The following is a 15,601-nucleotide window of genomic DNA, read 5'->3' on the forward strand; positions in this document are numbered from 1 at the left end:
AAAAATAGGTAGAATAGTACAATTGTAATAGTAGATTAAAGTTTCATAAATTATTTACAGTTTATTATTCTAACAATAATAAAAGGGAGAAGCATGACCGGCAAATTTATTGTCATTGAAGGGCTTGAAGGGGCGGGTAAAACTACTGCGATTAATACCGTAGCTCGCATTTTAAAGCAACATAATATTGGTGATTTGCAATATACTCGAGAACCTGGCGGTACGCCAATTGCTGAGGCATTACGCAATATTATCAAAAATGGTATAGATGATGAACCATTAACAGATAAAGCCGAACTATTAATGCTATATGCTGCGCGTATACAACTTATTGATAATGTTATTAAACCTGCCCTAAAATTAGGTAAATGGGTTATCGGTGATCGCCATGACTTATCAACCCAAGCTTATCAAGGTGGTGGTCGCCAACTCGATAGAACGTTTATTGAGATGTTAAAACAACAAGTATTAGGTGATTTTAAACCAGATCTCACGTTATATTTGGATATTGATCCAGAAATTGGTTTAATGCGAGCAAAATCTCGAGGAGAATTGGATCGAATTGAACAACAATCTTTATTATTCTTTAAGCACATTCGTCAACGTTATCAAGAAATTGCACAAAATGATGATACTATTATTACTATCGATGCCTCCCAATCAATTGAGAATGTAGTTAAGCAAATTGAACAAGTCTTAGCAAAATGGTTATCAAAACAGGATAGTAATGTATGAATTTTAGTGATTATCCTTGGCTTAAGTTACCTTATCAACAATTGGCTAGTGGTATTTTACGTCAACGTGCTCACCATGCTTTATTAATTCACTATGTTCAAGGTAGTGGTGAAAATGAACTTATTACACTATTAGGTAATCGGTTATTGTGTGAAACAGCACACCAATTAGAACCGTGCCTGAATTGCCATAGTTGTCAGTTGTTTTTGGCTAATAATCATCCTGATTATTATGTGATTACTAATGAACAAGGGAAGCAATCAATCGGTATTGATCAAATACGTAATATATCCAGTAAAGTTTATGAAAAATCTCAGCAGGGCGGGAACAAGGTTATTTGGATTAAACACGCGTCTTTAATGACTGAAGCAGCAGCTAACGCGTTACTAAAAACGCTAGAAGAACCACCGGAAAAAACCTATTTTATTTTAAGTGATGAGCATAATCGTCACTTATTACCTACAATTTATAGCCGTTGTTTCAGCTATTTATTGGCTGTTCCTGAGTTAGAACAATCTATAGAGTGGTTAAAAAAACAACATAATCAACAGTATAATGATAATGAACTTGCCACTGCATTATTATTGAGCGAAAATGCGCCATTAACTGCTTTAGCTTTATTAGAACCAGAAAAATGGCTACAGCGAAAACAGTTTTGTGATAATTTATCGAATTTATTGCCACAAAATAATTATTGGCAATTAGCAAAAACTTTTGATCATGAGCAATTTTTAGAGCGAATTAATTGGTTTAGCACTTTATTAAGTGATGCGCTAAAAGCAAAACAAAAAGTTGGTCGCTTTATTGTTAATCGTGATCAAGTACCATTAGTTAGGTTACTGGCAACCAAGAATAATGAAAAAATTGTAACTCTTTATGATTTATGGTTGCAAGCAAGATCTCAGCTACTTGCCGTGACTGGATTGAATAAAGAATTAATTGTTTATAATGTACTAGCTCAATCAGAATTGATTAATTAATGTTCTGAACTTTTGGTTGATTTGTAAAAATGTTTCAGGTTAGGTATATGTTTAAGTAAAAAGGGATTGTAGTGACTTATTTATCTATCGAATTTGGTTTGCTATTTATTGCCTTCTTCGCCTTATATTGGGGGTGCCGTTTACGACCCAAATTACAAAATAGATTATTGTTAATCGTCAGCTATTTAGTCGTTAGTAGTTATAGCTGGCAATTTGCACTTATTCTATTTGTTTATACCTGTGTTATTTACGGCTTGTCTATTAAGATATCTAAATCACAATTTCATGCCAAACGATGGCTCATTGTAAGTTTATGTGTAGCTATTACTAACTTAGCTGTATTTAAATATTTTGATTTCTTTCGCTATGAGCTACAAAATCTATTGAATCTTTTGAATATATCGTTGCTATTGCCTGTGGTTTCGGTATTGATTCCGATTGGCATTTCATTTTATACCTTCCATTCGGTAAGTTATTTGGTATCGGTAAAGAAGCAAGAATTGCCGGTGGCTAAATTTTGGGATTTTGCTTTATTTTTATCCTTCTTCCCAAGTATTATTGCCGGACCAATTAACCGAGCTAAAGACTTTTTACCTCAAATTACTATTACCGAATCGCGGGAAATTTTAGAACCATTTCGAGCCTTTACCTTGATTATTTTAGCAATAATTAAAGTATATTGTTTTGGTGGTTTAATTAGTGATAATTGGGTTAAACCTATCTTTGCCAACCCATTAGAATTTAGTGTTATCGATTTAGTTGTTGGGCTTTATGCTTACGCCATACAGATTTACTTAAACTTTTCTGGCTATACGGATTTAGTAACAGGTATTGCTTTGTTATTAGGTTTTCGTTTACCTATTAACTTTAATTGCCCATATTTATCGTTAAATTTACGAGAGTTTTGGGGGCGTTGGCATATTAGCTTATCTCACTGGATCCGTGATTATATTTATATTCCTCTTGGTGGTAATCGTCGCGGTTTTACTCGAACACAAATTAACGTTATGGTGGCGATGCTACTTTCCGGGTTATGGCATGGAGCGGGTATTAATTTTATTATCTGGGGGGCTTGCCATGGTATTGGCATTGTAGCCTTAAATATAGGGGATAAGTACTTGGGTCGCGATTGGTTAACTAAGCGATCACCATTTGTAGCACGTTTGTTAACTTGGCATTATATTTGTTTTACGTGGTTATTTTTTAATAGTGAAAGCCTTGCTGATGCGATAGATTACTTAGTCGCATTAACGCATAATTTTTTAGTTGAACCGCATTATGCTGGGGCATTTTTAATAATCTGCTTTATTTATTTGGCTTATCCAATATGTAAAAATCTACCCGACTGGTTTACAAACCAAATTAGTAAAATAAATCGAAGTTATTTGCCTTTTGTTTTTATTTTGATATTGTGGTTGGCTATTTATATTGCACCATCTGGGGTGCCAAATTTTATTTATGCTAATTTTTAATTATTATGATATATAAAAAATCGTTTGCAAAAAATAAAAAAAAACCTAGATCGAATTCTAAACGGCAACGTCATAATTCGCTGAATAAAAGTGCTATTAAGTTAACAGATAAATCAAAAAATAATCATAATAATTTGCCTATAAATACTCAGAAACCTTTGACTGCAAAGTATATTTTAGTTGTATTGTCATTTACAGCTATTGTATTAATGGGTATTTATTACAAATCAATACTTATTTATTGGCAACAAACTTATCATTCGGATCTTTTGCATAGCGATTCCTTAACGTATACAGCAACTGAACAACAAAATGATGTAATCAGTGAAGATGAAACTAATCAACAAAATATTGCTTTGCTTGAAAATGATGTTCCAACTCAATCAAATGATATTGCATTACCAGCTAATGATGTTCAACAACCCAAATTGGAGGTAACGCAGTCTGAAGTTATAAAAGAAGATGGTGATGGTAAACATATTGAAAAACAATCAAATCAAGTTGAATATAGCCATGAACAAATAGTTAAAGATAACGTTGAACCAGAAACATCTAACCATATAGATAATCAAAATTTAACAATGAATCAACAAGATGTTACCTTAACTGAAGTGTCAGATGTACCATTGCTTGATTCTCCGGCTCCAATTGTATTAACGGAACATGATAAAGTTTTCTTTGCCGGTGATTCGTTAATGCAGGGAGTTGCACCATATGTCAAAAAAATGTTATTTAAACAGTATAAAATTGAAAGCTTTGATTTAAGTAAACAAAGCACAGGACTTGCTTATCCTAGTGCTTTTGATTGGCCAAAGGCTATTAATGATAATTTAGTAGCCAATCCTTCAATTAAACTACTTGTGGTATTTTTAGGACCAAATGATCCTTGGGATTTTCCTGTTAAAGGGTACGTTAAATATGCTAAATTTAAATCTGAACTTTGGGAAGAGCAATACCGTTTACGGATAGAGGCAATTTTAAATAGTGCTAGAGAGCATAATGTTCAAGTACTTTGGCTAGCAGCACCTTGTATGCGTAAACCAAAGCTAAATGAAGGTATGATTTACTTGAATATTTTATATAAGTCAGAGTTAGAAAGGAATCAACAACATTTTTTAACAACCAATAATTTATTAGGTTGTACTTATGAAAAATTCAATAACTTTATTGAAACAGATAAAGAAAAAATTAAAGTGAGAGTTGATGATGGAATTCATTTTACGTCAATGGGTCAAAAAATACTGGCAAAGGCCATTATGGAAAAAATCACTTTCAAAGAATAAGAGGTTATCTATAATGCTTAAGTTTTTTAAATATATTATTGCTGCCCTTGCCGTGACTATTACTGTTGGATGTAGTGTGGCAGAAAGTAAAACAACCACGACTGTATCAGGCGTTATTGATTTTGGTGATCCCAACACAAAACAATTTGTAACACGATTAAAATCGATAGCAAGCAATAAAAACAAAGGTCAAGTGGTTAATATAACTCAATTTGGGGATTCACATACGGCTGCTGATTTTTTTACTGGTGAATTCAGAACATTAATGCAAGAAAAATATGGTAATGCTGGGATTGGTTGGGTAACTCCGGTTTCAATAAAAGGGCAAAATCATACCGCGGTCAATTGGAAATTTAAAAATTGGGATGTATTAAGTAGTAGAACTTTAACTAATCAAGATTTCCCTATGGGTGGATTTATTGCTAAACCGACTAAAGATCAGGCAACAATCCAAATCATTCCCAGCACTTTAAACAATAAAGATTGGCAGGTTAAATTAACCTTTAAAACACTAAAAAACTCGACCGATTCAATTAAACTTTATGACGTAAATAATAAGCTGATTAGTTTTAATTATAATCCTAAAACTAATATTTGGCAAACATCTTCAGTTACTTCTAAACTGCCATTAGTGATTACAAGTAAGAACGATGTTGAATTAGGTGGTATTTGGTTAACCAGAAATCATCAATCTGGGGTGGTGGTTTCGGCTATTGCCACCAATGGAGCAAAACAAAACATTTGGCAAAAATGGAGTCCAAGTTGGTTTAAAGAATTGGCCTCCTCGCAAAGCGACTTAGTGATACTTGAGTATGGAACCAATGAAAGCTTCGACGAAACCTTAGATTTTAATGAATATCGTAAAAATTTAGTTAGTAATATTCGTCAAATTCGTAAGTCATTACCTAAAGCTGCAATTTTGTTGATATCACCGCCAGATACCATGGCGAATGAAAAACAAGCACCAAAATCGTTTGCACAAATAAAAAATATCCAAAAACAAGTAGCAAAATCTGAAAAAACATTATTTTGGGATTGGCAGGCGGCAATGGGTGGTAAATATTCTATTAAAAGTTGGCGGCAAAAAGGACTTGCTCGACCAGATTTAGTTCATCAAACCTTACAAGGTTATAAAGAGAGTGCTCGGATCTTTTATGCTGATTTGAATGAATTTGTTAAAAAAAATAAATGATAGTTAAATTTTAAAAAAGGAATAAATAAATTATGTCATCACCAATCATTGTTGCTGTTGATTTTGCTGATGTTAAATCGGCTTGGGAATTTATTGATCGGGTCGATCCTAAAGATTGCCGTCTAAAAATTGGTAAAGAATTGTTTACTCATGCTGGGCCTGATTTTATTAAACAGGTTATGCAAAAAGGTTTCGATATTTTTTTAGATCTTAAATTTCATGATATTCCTAATACAGTGGCTAAAGCAGTAGCGGCGACAGCTGATTTAGGCGTGTGGATGACCAATGTGCATGCGAGTGGCGGTTCTCGGATGATGGAAGCTGCTAAAGATGCTTTGTATGTATATGGTAAGGATGCGCCATTATTAATTGCTGTTACCGTATTAACTAGTATGGAATCAGCGGATCTAAAAGAAATTGGCATCAACGTTTCACCTCTTGAACAGACCACTAAATTAGCCATTTTGGCAAAGAATTGTGGCCTTGACGGAGTCGTATGCTCAGCTAAAGAAGTTCAAAGCTTTAGGACTCGTTTGGGGGGTGATTTCAAATTAGTTACGCCAGGTATTCGACCGGCTGGCTCTAATCCTGATGATCAACGTCGTATTATGACTCCACAACGAGCACAAGCTGCTGGATCTGATTATTTGGTAATAGGACGGCCAATTACTCAAGCTAAAGATCCTTCTAAAGCATTACAATCAATTTTATCTACCTTAGATTTAAGCATAGGTTGATACTGGTATGTCAGGAAATCCACTTGTTTATAGCACTGATCAAGGGCGTATTAAACCGACAGAAACAATGGCAACTCGTCCCAAAGGGGATGGGATTATCCGTATTCAACGACAAACATCAGGACGTAAAGGTAAGGGAGTTTGTGTTATATCAGGATTTGATCTTAGTGATACGCAACTACTGCAATTAGCTGCTGAGCTTAAAAAACGTTGTGGTTGTGGCGGATCAGTTAAAGACGGGTTAATTGAAATTCAAGGTGACAAACGTGATTTATTAAAGTCTCTACTTGAGGATAAAGGCTATAAAGTTAAATTAGCAGGTGGTTAATTTTTTGATTGTAGTCATAACTCCCCTTATGATTAAAGTGGGAGTTATTATTGTATAAATTAATTTGATCTATACGTGCGCATTTTTTTGCTGATTTCTCGGCGTTCTTTAGAAATTTCAGCATTTTTAATAATATAATCATCCACACGATCGTCATAGTCGCTTTTCATATTAGCAATAATAGCTTGTAGTTCATCGTAAGTCATTTCAGGCTTTATATACTCGCTCAAGTTTTCAAGCAATAGAACTCGTTTTTGGTTATCACGGATTTTTTTCTCGTTATCTGAAATTTCACGTTTTAATTTATTTAAACGACGTGATAAGCGAATGTATTCTAGCACATCTTGAAATGATGGTGCGGCAGATTTTTCCTTGTCCATCTATAACCCCTTCTTTCTAAAAATGGAAAATTAAATGATTATTAATTATATACTATTAATTTTTTAATATCATATTAATTATGACTGAATAATTAAATGAGAATATATGTGACTGACAAAATAGTAAGTTTTTTATCCAGAATAATTATTCATTTTTTAAATTAAAACAGAATGTTATTCTAGAATCCATTGTTTAAAATTGGATAAAAACAAAAACAACTGTTAAGAATTACTACAAAGTATTATACAATAGCGCGATATTTGAAAAGAGTACCAGATTGAGAGAGCTATAATGAGCTGGATTGAAAAAATTCTAAGTAAAAATAATATATCGGCTGATCACAAAAAAGCAAATATCCCAGGTGGAGTTTGGACGAAGTGTAGTAATTGTGAACAGATACTTTATCAAGCTGAACTAGATCTTAATTTAGAAGTTTGTCCTAAATGTGACCATCATATGCATATTCCTGCAAGGGTTAGATTGTATCGCTTTTTAGATGAAGATTCAGATGTCGAGATCGGATCAGATTTAGCACCTAAAGACATTTTAAAGTTCAAAGATACTAAAAAATATAAAGATCGATTAACTGCAGCACAGAAAGAAACACATGAAAAAGAAGCCTTAGTGGTCATGAAGGGTAAATTATTTGGTATCCCGGTGGTGGTTGCCTGTTTTGAGTTTGCATTTATTGGTGGCTCAATGTCTTCTGTAGTCGGAGCTTTATTTGTTCGTGCGGCAGAGCAAGCTATAGCGGATAAATGTCCTTTAATTTGTTTCTCAACTAGTGGTGGAGCTAGAATGCAAGAAGCGCTTTTTTCGCTGATGCAAATGGCAAAAACTAGCGCTATTTTAGCCAAGATGCAAGATGAAGGATTACCTTACATCTCTGTCATGACTGATCCGACCATGGGTGGAGTATCAGCTAGCTTGGCTATGCTAGGTGATATAAATATCGCTGAGCCTAAAGCTTTGATTGGTTTTGCTGGCCCTCGTGTGATCCAGCAAACCGTTCGGGAAACTTTGCCCGAAGGCTTTCAACGTAGTGAATTTTTACTAGAAAAAGGTGCAATAGATCTAATTGTTCATCGTAAAGATATGCGTCCCAAAATTGCTAGTTTATTGGCAAAATTGATGAAACGCCCTGATCCTTTCAATGACCCAACCGTACATGAGACAGTCTGATTGATCATGCAAAATAAAGTACCTAATGCCATGTCTGATTTATCGACATGGCTTTGTTATTTAGAGCGACTACATCCTACAACCATTGATCTGGGATTGGATCGAGTAAAAACTGTTGCTCAACGACTTGATTTATTACGACCAGCAGAAATGGTATTCACCGTTGCTGGTACCAATGGTAAAGGTACTACTTGCAGAACACTCGAAATGATTTTACTTGCTGATGAATATCAAGTTGGGGTTTATAGTTCTCCCCATTTATTAAGATTTACTGAGCGAGTTCGAATTAATAATCAAGAATCAACCGAACAAGATACAGTTAAGGCATTTGCTGAAATTGAAAAATCACGTGGTGATATCTCACTTACTTATTTTGAGTATGCGACACTAGCTGCTCTTTATCAATTCAAACAAGCACAATTAGATGTGGTTATTTTGGAAGTAGGGCTTGGTGGTAGGTTAGATGCGACTAATATTGTTGATGCAGATATATCCGTAATAACAACTATTGGTATTGATCATGTTGATTATTTGGGTAATACTCGTGAAAGTATAGGTCGAGAGAAAGCCGGTATTTTTAAACCTAACAGCATTGCGATTATCGGTGAACCAGATATACCAGAGTCGATACTTGAGGTAGCTAAAATAATTGGCTGTCCACTTTATACGGTTAATCATAATTGGTCTTATTCACAGACGGATAAACATCAGTGGCAGTTTGATTCGCCATTAGAACAGTACCAATGCTTACCTATCCCTCATATTCCTTTAACTAATGCCGCAACTGCAATTGCAGCTTTAACTTATTCATCCTTAAAAATTAATCAACACGCTGTTCATGAAGGATTAACACAAGCAAGTTTGATGGGTAGATTTCAGCAACTGCAAATTTCACCATTGGTGATTATTGATGTTGCCCACAACCCCCATGCGGCAAATTATTTATATAATCAGTTAGAGCAACTAAAATCCGAACGTTTGTCCGTCGGTAAAGTTAGATTTGTGATTGGCATGCTTAAAGATAAGGATATTAAAAGTACTTTAGCAATATTGCATGGTGATGTTTGGTATTGTGCATCGCTTTATGGTGAAAGAGGATGTAGTGGCGAAGTTTTAAAGCAATACCTATTGGAAAATGGTGTAATAGATGTGACTTCTTTTGATACCGTTGCTGATGCTTATCGAAAGGCAATGCAAGATGCCAAAGAAGATGATATTATCATTGTATGTGGTTCATTTCATACAGTATCTGATGTGTTAGTAAATTTAAGTGAAATCAATCATGGTAAATAATCAAACGAACAAAACTAATACCCAAAATAGAGTACGTAATCGCCTAGTAGGTTTGGCAACATTATTATTAATTTTAGCCGCTATTGCACCATGGATTTTAACGGATAAATCAAGTTCACGTACATCAACAACTCCTATTTTAAAACCAGACGTAGTTAATCAACAAAATCAAGTAACTCCTTCAGCGGATGATTCTAATAATGATTTCGCTAATAATACTAATAGTTTACCTGATATCCCCTATATTCCTAATGATGAGCAAAATGCTGATTCAACTATATCATCTGACATGGCTGATGAAGTGGATACTGCAACTCAAGTTTCTAGTACCAGTCAAGTAGAACCAGATTCTAAGCTATATATGATTCAGTTAACTGCCTTGAAAAATAAACAAAAAATAGAAGAATTAGTTGCTCTTTTAAGATTGAATAATTATAACGTTAGGATAATACCGAAAAATCCGGAACCTAATCAGTTAATTAAATTACAAGTGGGTCCTTATGCTAAAAAAGGGCAAGCAGAACAGGTAATTATAAGTTTAAATAATTTGACGAAATTAAAGGGAATCATTGTAGCTAACTAGCTAGTTCAATAAATAAAAATTGGCTATAACATAGGTTTAATTTAAACATTTCTGTTTAGAATTATAAAAAGTAATTAAAAGATATTATTAACATAATTGGCGAATTATTATGATGAATTGGGTTGATTTTACTATTATAGGTGTGATTGTTTTTTCAGCATTAATTAGTATTGTAAGGGGCTTCGTTCGCGAGGCTTTATCACTTGTTAGTTGGGTACTAGCTTTTGTTATTGCCAGTCGGTTTTATATTTATATCACTGAATATTTGACCTATTTTGATAGCGATTTAGTGCGTAATGCGGTAGCAATAGCCATTTTGTTTATAGCTACTTTGCTTGTGTGTTCAGTGGTATCTTACGTTATTGGTGAATTAATTCAAAGAACTGGATTATCCGGTACAGATCGTGTATTAGGTATCTGCTTTGGTGTATTGAGAGGTATATTAATTGTGGCGGCGGTACTGTTTTTTGTTGATACGTTTACGCCATTATCGCAGTCACCTTATTGGGCTCAATCACAGCTTATCCCTCATTTTCATTTTATTATTCGCTGGTTTTTTGACTATATACAAAATTCGTCCTCGTTTTTAGTTCATTAACTTTAAGGTAATTATTGTATGTGTGGTGTTGTTGGTATTGTTGGATGTAGTGCAGTTAATCAATCTATTTATGACGCGTTGAATGTTTTGCAACATCGTGGTCAAGATGCCGCAGGTATCGTTACCATTGATCAGGAAAATCGCTTTCGGTTACGAAAAGCTAACGGTTTAGTAAAAGATGTTTTCCAAGAACATCACATGCAACGTTTACAAGGTAAACTTGGTATTGGGCATGTTCGTTACCCTACTGCAGGTAGTTCAAGTCCTTCAGAAGCGCAACCATTTTATGTCAACTCTCCATATGGTATAGCTCTTGCTCATAATGGTAACTTAACCAACACCGATGAATTACGTGATAAAGTATTCGAATTAGCAAAACGCCATATTAATACTAATTCTGATTCAGAGGTATTACTTAATATTTTTGCCCATGAACTTGATAAATTCCCGACTTACCCACTCAGTGCAGATAATATTTTTAGTGCAATACATAATGTTCATGAAATTATTAAAGGTGCTTATGCTTGCGTGGCAATGATCATTGGTCATGGACTTGTTGCATTTAGAGATCCCTATGGTATTCGACCGTTAGTAATTGGTAAAAGAGTAACTGAGAATCAACAAATCGAATATATGGTGGCTTCAGAAAGTGTGGCATTAGATATTTTAGATTTTGAACTTATACGTGATGTTCAGCCTGGTGAAGCGATCTATATAACTGAAGATGGGCAGTTTTATGCTCAGCAATGCGCCAATAATCCACAATATTATCCATGTATTTTTGAATATGTTTATTTTGCTAGACCAGATTCTTTGATGAATGGTGTATCAGTGTATCAATCACGTATTTTAATGGGACAAAAGTTAGGAAAAAAAATAGCTAAACAATGGCATGATGTAGATATTGACGTTGTAATTCCTATTCCAGAAACATCTTGTGATGCGGCACTTGAAATTGCACGTATTTTAAATAAACCTTATCGTCAAGGATTTGTTAAAAATCGCTATATAGGTCGAACTTTTATTATGCCCGGACAAAACGCTCGTAAGCAATCAGTAAGGCGTAAACTTAATGCTAATCGTATTGAGTTTGAAGGTAAAAATGTTTTATTAGTCGATGATTCCATAGTTAGAGGAACCACTTCTCAACAAATTTTGGAAATGGTACGTTCTGTTGGCGCCAAAAAAATATATTTAGCATCAGCAGCTCCAGAAATTAGATATCCAAATGTGTATGGAATTGATATGCCAGTTGCCAGTGAACTTATTGCTTATAACCGTACTGTAGTTGAAATTGCTAAAGATATTGGTGCTGATGGTCTTATTTTTCAAAATTTGGAAGACTTGATTGACGCAATAAGACTGGAAAATCCAAATATTGAACATTTTGAGTGTTCAGTATTTGATGGTAAATATGTTACTGAAGGTATTGATAATCATTATTTATCATTGCTAGAACAACGGCGCAAAGATAATAAAAGGACTCCTCTTCTAAAAGAATCTGAAAACCTAGAAATTTATAATGAAGGTTAATACTAAGCTACTTAGAATTAATATAAATGACAAAATTATTAGAAAAAGATGTAAAAATTATAGTTTTTATTTATTTTTATCTATAAAAAAATAAATATATTTTCATATATACTTAAATTAACAAGTAAGTCATTTTTTAATTATCTATATTATTCAATATATTAAATTTTTGTAATGATTTTCATTATTAATTTATTCAAATTTAACTATTTGAATAATATAGTTATAAATTCTCCATATGAAAAAAAATCAAAAAATAAAATAAAACACTTTGTTAAATGACTTTTTTGTAATAAAATCCATCCTGTTATAGTTTCGTTATTGTAAATAAATTTAAAACTTTTAATAAACTAGAAAGAAAACTGGCATATAACAGACTTGATATCTAAAAAAGAATAAATAATTATCAGATAATATTAGCGGATAATTAAAGCGTTAATATTATTGTTATATATGAAATATAAGGAATAATTAAGATGAAAATGAATCTTAATTTAACAGTAATCTCAGCATTTATCATGGTAGCATTAAGTTGCCAGCCGGCTTTCGCGAATAAGGCTGATTCAGCTTCGCCAGTTGTAGCTGTAGATAGCAATAAAGTGATTGAGTTAAAAGATGGTTCGAAGGCTCGAGAGATGATAAATAACCAGCAACGGAGTCTTTACCAAATTGCACTTTTAAGCAGTATTTCTATTGCTGAATTACGTGAAATGAATGCTGGCCGTTTTAATAAAAAAGATACTGTTGAAGTTGGTGAGCGTCTTGTTCTTCCAGAGAATTCTCCTATATTACCGCCGATTAAGAAAGTAGATTCCGCTAACAAAGATAAATATTCTAATTTGCCGCAATTAGGTTCTGATGATAATTATAATCCTAAAATGGATAAAGATGCATTGGCAACTCAAGTTGCCTCAACATTACAAACACTATCATCACAGGACTGGAAGCAAATAACCTCTTCAGAAAATGGTGGTATATCCGGACATCTTAAAAATAAAGGTAAAGATTATGCCGAAAATTATGTCCGTAATGGAGTTAGGAATCAAGTAGTTGATCCTCTACGTAGTGCAGCACAAGATTTATTAGGTCGCTTTGGTACTGCACAATTACAGTTTGATGTCGGTGACAAAGGTGAATTTAATAACCTTAATGTGAAGTTATTTAGTCCTTTGTATGATACTGATAGCACTTTAATATTTACTCAAATGTCATTTCAAGAGTATGAACATAATCGTGGTATAGGTAACTTTGGTATTGGTCAACGTTGGGACGTTGCCGATAATAAATGGTTACTTGGTTATAATGTCTTTTTTGACCATGACTTCCAGCGATCTCATAACCGATTAGGTATTGGCGCAGAAGCGTGGTCCGATTATATGAAATTTGCAGTTAACTATTATCATCCGTTATCTAGCTGGAAAGATTCCCGTGATTTTGATGATTATTTAGAACGAGCAGCTAAAGGTTTTGATATCCGTTTTCAAGGTTATTTACCTCAATATCCTCAATTTGGTGGTTCACTAATGTATGAACAATATTTTGGTGATAAAGTTGGTTTATTTGGAAAGGATAATCTGCAAAAGAATCCTAAAGCTGTAACAATAGGTTTAGATTATACCCCGGTTCCTCTTTTTACTATCAAGGCAGAACATAAGCAAGGTCAAGATAGTAAACATGAAACAAAAGCTGAATTAACCATGAATTTGCGCCTTGGCGTACCTTTAAAAGATCAGCTGGATCCAGACATGGTTCAAGTTGCCCGTTCATTAAAAGGTAGTCGCTATGATCTTGTAGATCGTAATAATTACATTGTTCTAGAATATAAAGAAAAGAAACTTAGCGTTGATTTAGGACTTGAAACCCTTCAATTCATGGAAGGTGAAACTTACGGTGTAAATATTAGTGTTCATAATGGCAAGAAGCTTAGTAGTTTATCCTGGTCTGGTGATATGGCCGAAATTGACGCTGGTGGTGGTTTCTTCTGTTTTGCAACCGGTAATTGTGATTCTTCAAATTGGCGATCGCCGCCTACCGATACCAACAATTGGAAGATTGTTGCACCAAATTATCTTGACCAAAATGGCCAACGCCGTCCGGTAAGCACCAACGGTAAGTACACATTATCTGTTACAGTCACCAATTCTAGTGGTAAATCGGCGACTTCCAATCCAGTTACTTTTGAAGTATTACCAAATTTAACTTTGCGTAAACTTGCAGTATATGCAATTGATAGATCGGGTGAAAAAACTATTCTAGCTAATAGCTTAGCTAATGGTTTAGCTGCTACAACTTTAATGGCTAGCTTAGTTAAAGCGAATAATATTAATGGCGTCATAACCTCGGCTGCTGATGCAACTGGCTTTAGTGATGAAGCAATTATGTCACAAATACCGGATACTTTTGAGGCAGTGCAAAAAAACTGGACGGCAACAAGTAATGGTAAAAAAGTTACATTGATTGATGGTACTTCAGGAAAAGTGAATGTATGTCCAAGTGCAGAACCTTGTGTAATTGTTAAATCATTTGAAAAAGTTAAAATGGGGCAACAGGTATCCTCTAATGCCGCTACTGCATCAGGGACTACAGTTATTGGGGATACTTATACATTAGATGTAGCTTCCAATATTGATGGGTTAGTTGATTTCAATATGACTATAGATGAATATGGTACATCTTTTAATAAAGTATCTGTTAATTTTGCCGGTGGTAGAGCTAGTAGTATACAAGTTTGGAATGCTAATGTATTAGTTGCTGAAAGTGTAGGTGATTCTTTGGAATTTGACACTAATTTACCAAAAGAATTACAACAGTGGAAAGTTGATAACGAATATTATGTAAAAGCTTTTTCGTTGGGCGCGCAAGATGAACTAGTGCCAATGGAGGATCCATTTGTTATTTGGTCACTAGTCGGTAGTAATACTGCGGCATGTCCTGGTGCAGCCGCTACAGCTGCTTTACCGGATGCTATTAGTGATCCGAAAGGGCCTTGGTTTAATGTCGCTATGGGTGTAGATGCGCATTATAAAATAAGAAGTACTAAAACTCTAAGTTACGCAACTTCTGGTACTAGTATTGAGAAATCAGCTGATGTACCTGCTTATTTAGATTTAAAATTAGAGCCTATAACAGCTTCTCCTACTGCTTGTGCAGGTGATCAAGGGTTTAAATTGCAAGTTGCTGTTTACTAATTAGTGAGCATTAAGTTTAAAAAGAATTTTGGGAAACTGATGTTATTGGTTATCCAAAGTGGGACACCACAAAATGGTGTATTTATATAAATACAACATGTTAATTTGAGAAATAA

General features: G+C 34.1%; 14 protein-coding genes. 13 read left to right on the forward strand and 1 reads right to left on the reverse strand.

Going from position 1 to position 15,601, the window contains the following annotated elements; genetic code table 11:
• Positions 1-93: 93 nt before the first annotated feature.
• From tmk to yciH, 7 genes are all read left to right on the forward strand, one after another.
• Positions 94-735, forward strand: coding sequence for a dTMP kinase (gene tmk, locus A9G12_RS01375; RefSeq protein WP_065564091.1), 642 nt, complete (start codon positions 94-96; stop codon positions 733-735).
• Positions 732-1,715, forward strand: a complete 984-nt coding sequence (holB, locus tag A9G12_RS01380) for a DNA polymerase III subunit delta' (protein ID WP_065564092.1) — start codon at positions 732-734, stop codon at positions 1,713-1,715. The genes tmk and holB overlap by 4 nt, the downstream gene beginning before the upstream one ends.
• Before the next feature lie 71 nt (positions 1,716-1,786).
• The gene (locus tag A9G12_RS01385; protein WP_065564093.1) at positions 1,787-3,187 is read left to right on the forward strand and encodes an MBOAT family O-acyltransferase; all 1,401 of its coding nucleotides are present in this window, start codon (positions 1,787-1,789) and stop codon (positions 3,185-3,187) included.
• A gap of 158 nt (positions 3,188-3,345) precedes the next feature.
• On the forward strand, positions 3,346-4,470 hold the full coding sequence (locus A9G12_RS01390) for an SGNH/GDSL hydrolase family protein (protein ID WP_176701732.1): 1,125 nt from the start codon (positions 3,346-3,348) through the stop codon (positions 4,468-4,470).
• Between the two features lie 13 nt (positions 4,471-4,483).
• Positions 4,484-5,662, forward strand: a complete 1,179-nt coding sequence (locus A9G12_RS01395; RefSeq protein WP_065564094.1) for a GDSL-type esterase/lipase family protein — start codon at positions 4,484-4,486, stop codon at positions 5,660-5,662.
• 32 nt (positions 5,663-5,694) lie between these two features.
• A complete protein-coding gene (pyrF, locus tag A9G12_RS01400) occupies positions 5,695-6,399 on the forward strand; it encodes an orotidine-5'-phosphate decarboxylase (RefSeq protein WP_065564095.1) in 705 nt (234 codons plus the stop codon).
• A gap of 7 nt (positions 6,400-6,406) precedes the next feature.
• Positions 6,407-6,727 (forward strand): stress response translation initiation inhibitor YciH, encoded by a 321-nt coding sequence (gene yciH, locus A9G12_RS01405; protein WP_065564096.1) that lies wholly within the window; start codon positions 6,407-6,409, stop codon positions 6,725-6,727.
• 59 nt (positions 6,728-6,786) lie between these two features.
• Here the strand turns inward: yciH and tmaR are convergent, their stop codons facing one another.
• A complete protein-coding gene (gene tmaR, locus A9G12_RS01410; RefSeq protein WP_065564097.1) occupies positions 6,787-7,107 on the reverse strand; it encodes a PTS system regulator TmaR in 321 nt (106 codons plus the stop codon).
• Positions 7,108-7,399: 292 nt separating this feature from the next.
• On the opposite strand from tmaR, the gene accD reads away from it, so the two are divergent.
• The 6 genes from accD (at position 7,400) to A9G12_RS01440 (ending at position 15,485) form a co-directional block, all read left to right on the forward strand.
• A complete protein-coding gene (accD, locus tag A9G12_RS01415; protein ID WP_065564098.1) occupies positions 7,400-8,290 on the forward strand; it encodes an acetyl-CoA carboxylase, carboxyltransferase subunit beta in 891 nt (296 codons plus the stop codon).
• A 6-nt stretch (positions 8,291-8,296) separates the two neighbouring features.
• Positions 8,297-9,583, forward strand: a complete 1,287-nt coding sequence (gene folC / locus A9G12_RS01420; protein ID WP_065564099.1) for a bifunctional tetrahydrofolate synthase/dihydrofolate synthase — start codon at positions 8,297-8,299, stop codon at positions 9,581-9,583.
• Entirely contained in the window at positions 9,573-10,166 is a 594-nt protein-coding gene (locus tag A9G12_RS01425; protein ID WP_065564100.1) for an SPOR domain-containing protein, read from the forward strand. Before folC ends, A9G12_RS01425 begins: the two co-directional genes overlap by 11 nt.
• 112 nt (positions 10,167-10,278) lie before the next feature.
• The gene (locus A9G12_RS01430; RefSeq protein ID WP_065564148.1) at positions 10,279-10,764 is read left to right on the forward strand and encodes a CvpA family protein; all 486 of its coding nucleotides are present in this window, start codon (positions 10,279-10,281) and stop codon (positions 10,762-10,764) included.
• An 18-nt stretch (positions 10,765-10,782) separates the two neighbouring features.
• A complete protein-coding gene (gene purF, locus A9G12_RS01435; RefSeq protein ID WP_065564101.1) occupies positions 10,783-12,297 on the forward strand; it encodes an amidophosphoribosyltransferase in 1,515 nt (504 codons plus the stop codon).
• Between the two features lie 476 nt (positions 12,298-12,773).
• Entirely contained in the window at positions 12,774-15,485 is a 2,712-nt protein-coding gene (locus tag A9G12_RS01440; protein WP_065564102.1) for an inverse autotransporter beta domain-containing protein, read from the forward strand.
• The last annotated feature ends 116 nt before the right edge of the window (positions 15,486-15,601 follow it).

Origin of the sequence: Gilliamella sp. wkB112 (genome assembly GCF_001690685.1) — a bacterium.
Classification (GTDB): domain Bacteria; phylum Pseudomonadota; class Gammaproteobacteria; order Enterobacterales; family Orbaceae; genus Gilliamella; species Gilliamella apicola_J.

What these genes read in the sequence shown, in the direction of transcription:
- pyrF (WP_065564095.1), top strand. Translation starts at nt 5,695, where the DNA reads ATGTCATCACCAATCATTGTTGCTGTTGATTTTGCTGATGTTAAATCG.
- tmaR (WP_065564097.1), bottom strand. Translation starts at nt 7,107, where the DNA reads ATGGACAAGGAAAAATCTGCCGCACCATCATTTCAAGATGTGCTAGAA.
- tmk (WP_065564091.1), top strand. Translation starts at nt 94, where the DNA reads ATGACCGGCAAATTTATTGTCATTGAAGGGCTTGAAGGGGCGGGTAAA.
- A9G12_RS01395 (WP_065564094.1), top strand. Translation starts at nt 4,484, where the DNA reads ATGCTTAAGTTTTTTAAATATATTATTGCTGCCCTTGCCGTGACTATT.
- yciH (WP_065564096.1), top strand. Translation starts at nt 6,407, where the DNA reads ATGTCAGGAAATCCACTTGTTTATAGCACTGATCAAGGGCGTATTAAA.
- holB (WP_065564092.1), top strand. Translation starts at nt 732, where the DNA reads ATGAATTTTAGTGATTATCCTTGGCTTAAGTTACCTTATCAACAATTG.
- purF (WP_065564101.1), top strand. Translation starts at nt 10,783, where the DNA reads ATGTGTGGTGTTGTTGGTATTGTTGGATGTAGTGCAGTTAATCAATCT.
- accD (WP_065564098.1), top strand. Translation starts at nt 7,400, where the DNA reads ATGAGCTGGATTGAAAAAATTCTAAGTAAAAATAATATATCGGCTGAT.
- A9G12_RS01440 (WP_065564102.1), top strand. Translation starts at nt 12,774, where the DNA reads ATGAAAATGAATCTTAATTTAACAGTAATCTCAGCATTTATCATGGTA.
- A9G12_RS01430 (WP_065564148.1), top strand. Translation starts at nt 10,279, where the DNA reads ATGAATTGGGTTGATTTTACTATTATAGGTGTGATTGTTTTTTCAGCA.
- A9G12_RS01425 (WP_065564100.1), top strand. Translation starts at nt 9,573, where the DNA reads ATGGTAAATAATCAAACGAACAAAACTAATACCCAAAATAGAGTACGT.
- folC (WP_065564099.1), top strand. Translation starts at nt 8,297, where the DNA reads ATGCAAAATAAAGTACCTAATGCCATGTCTGATTTATCGACATGGCTT.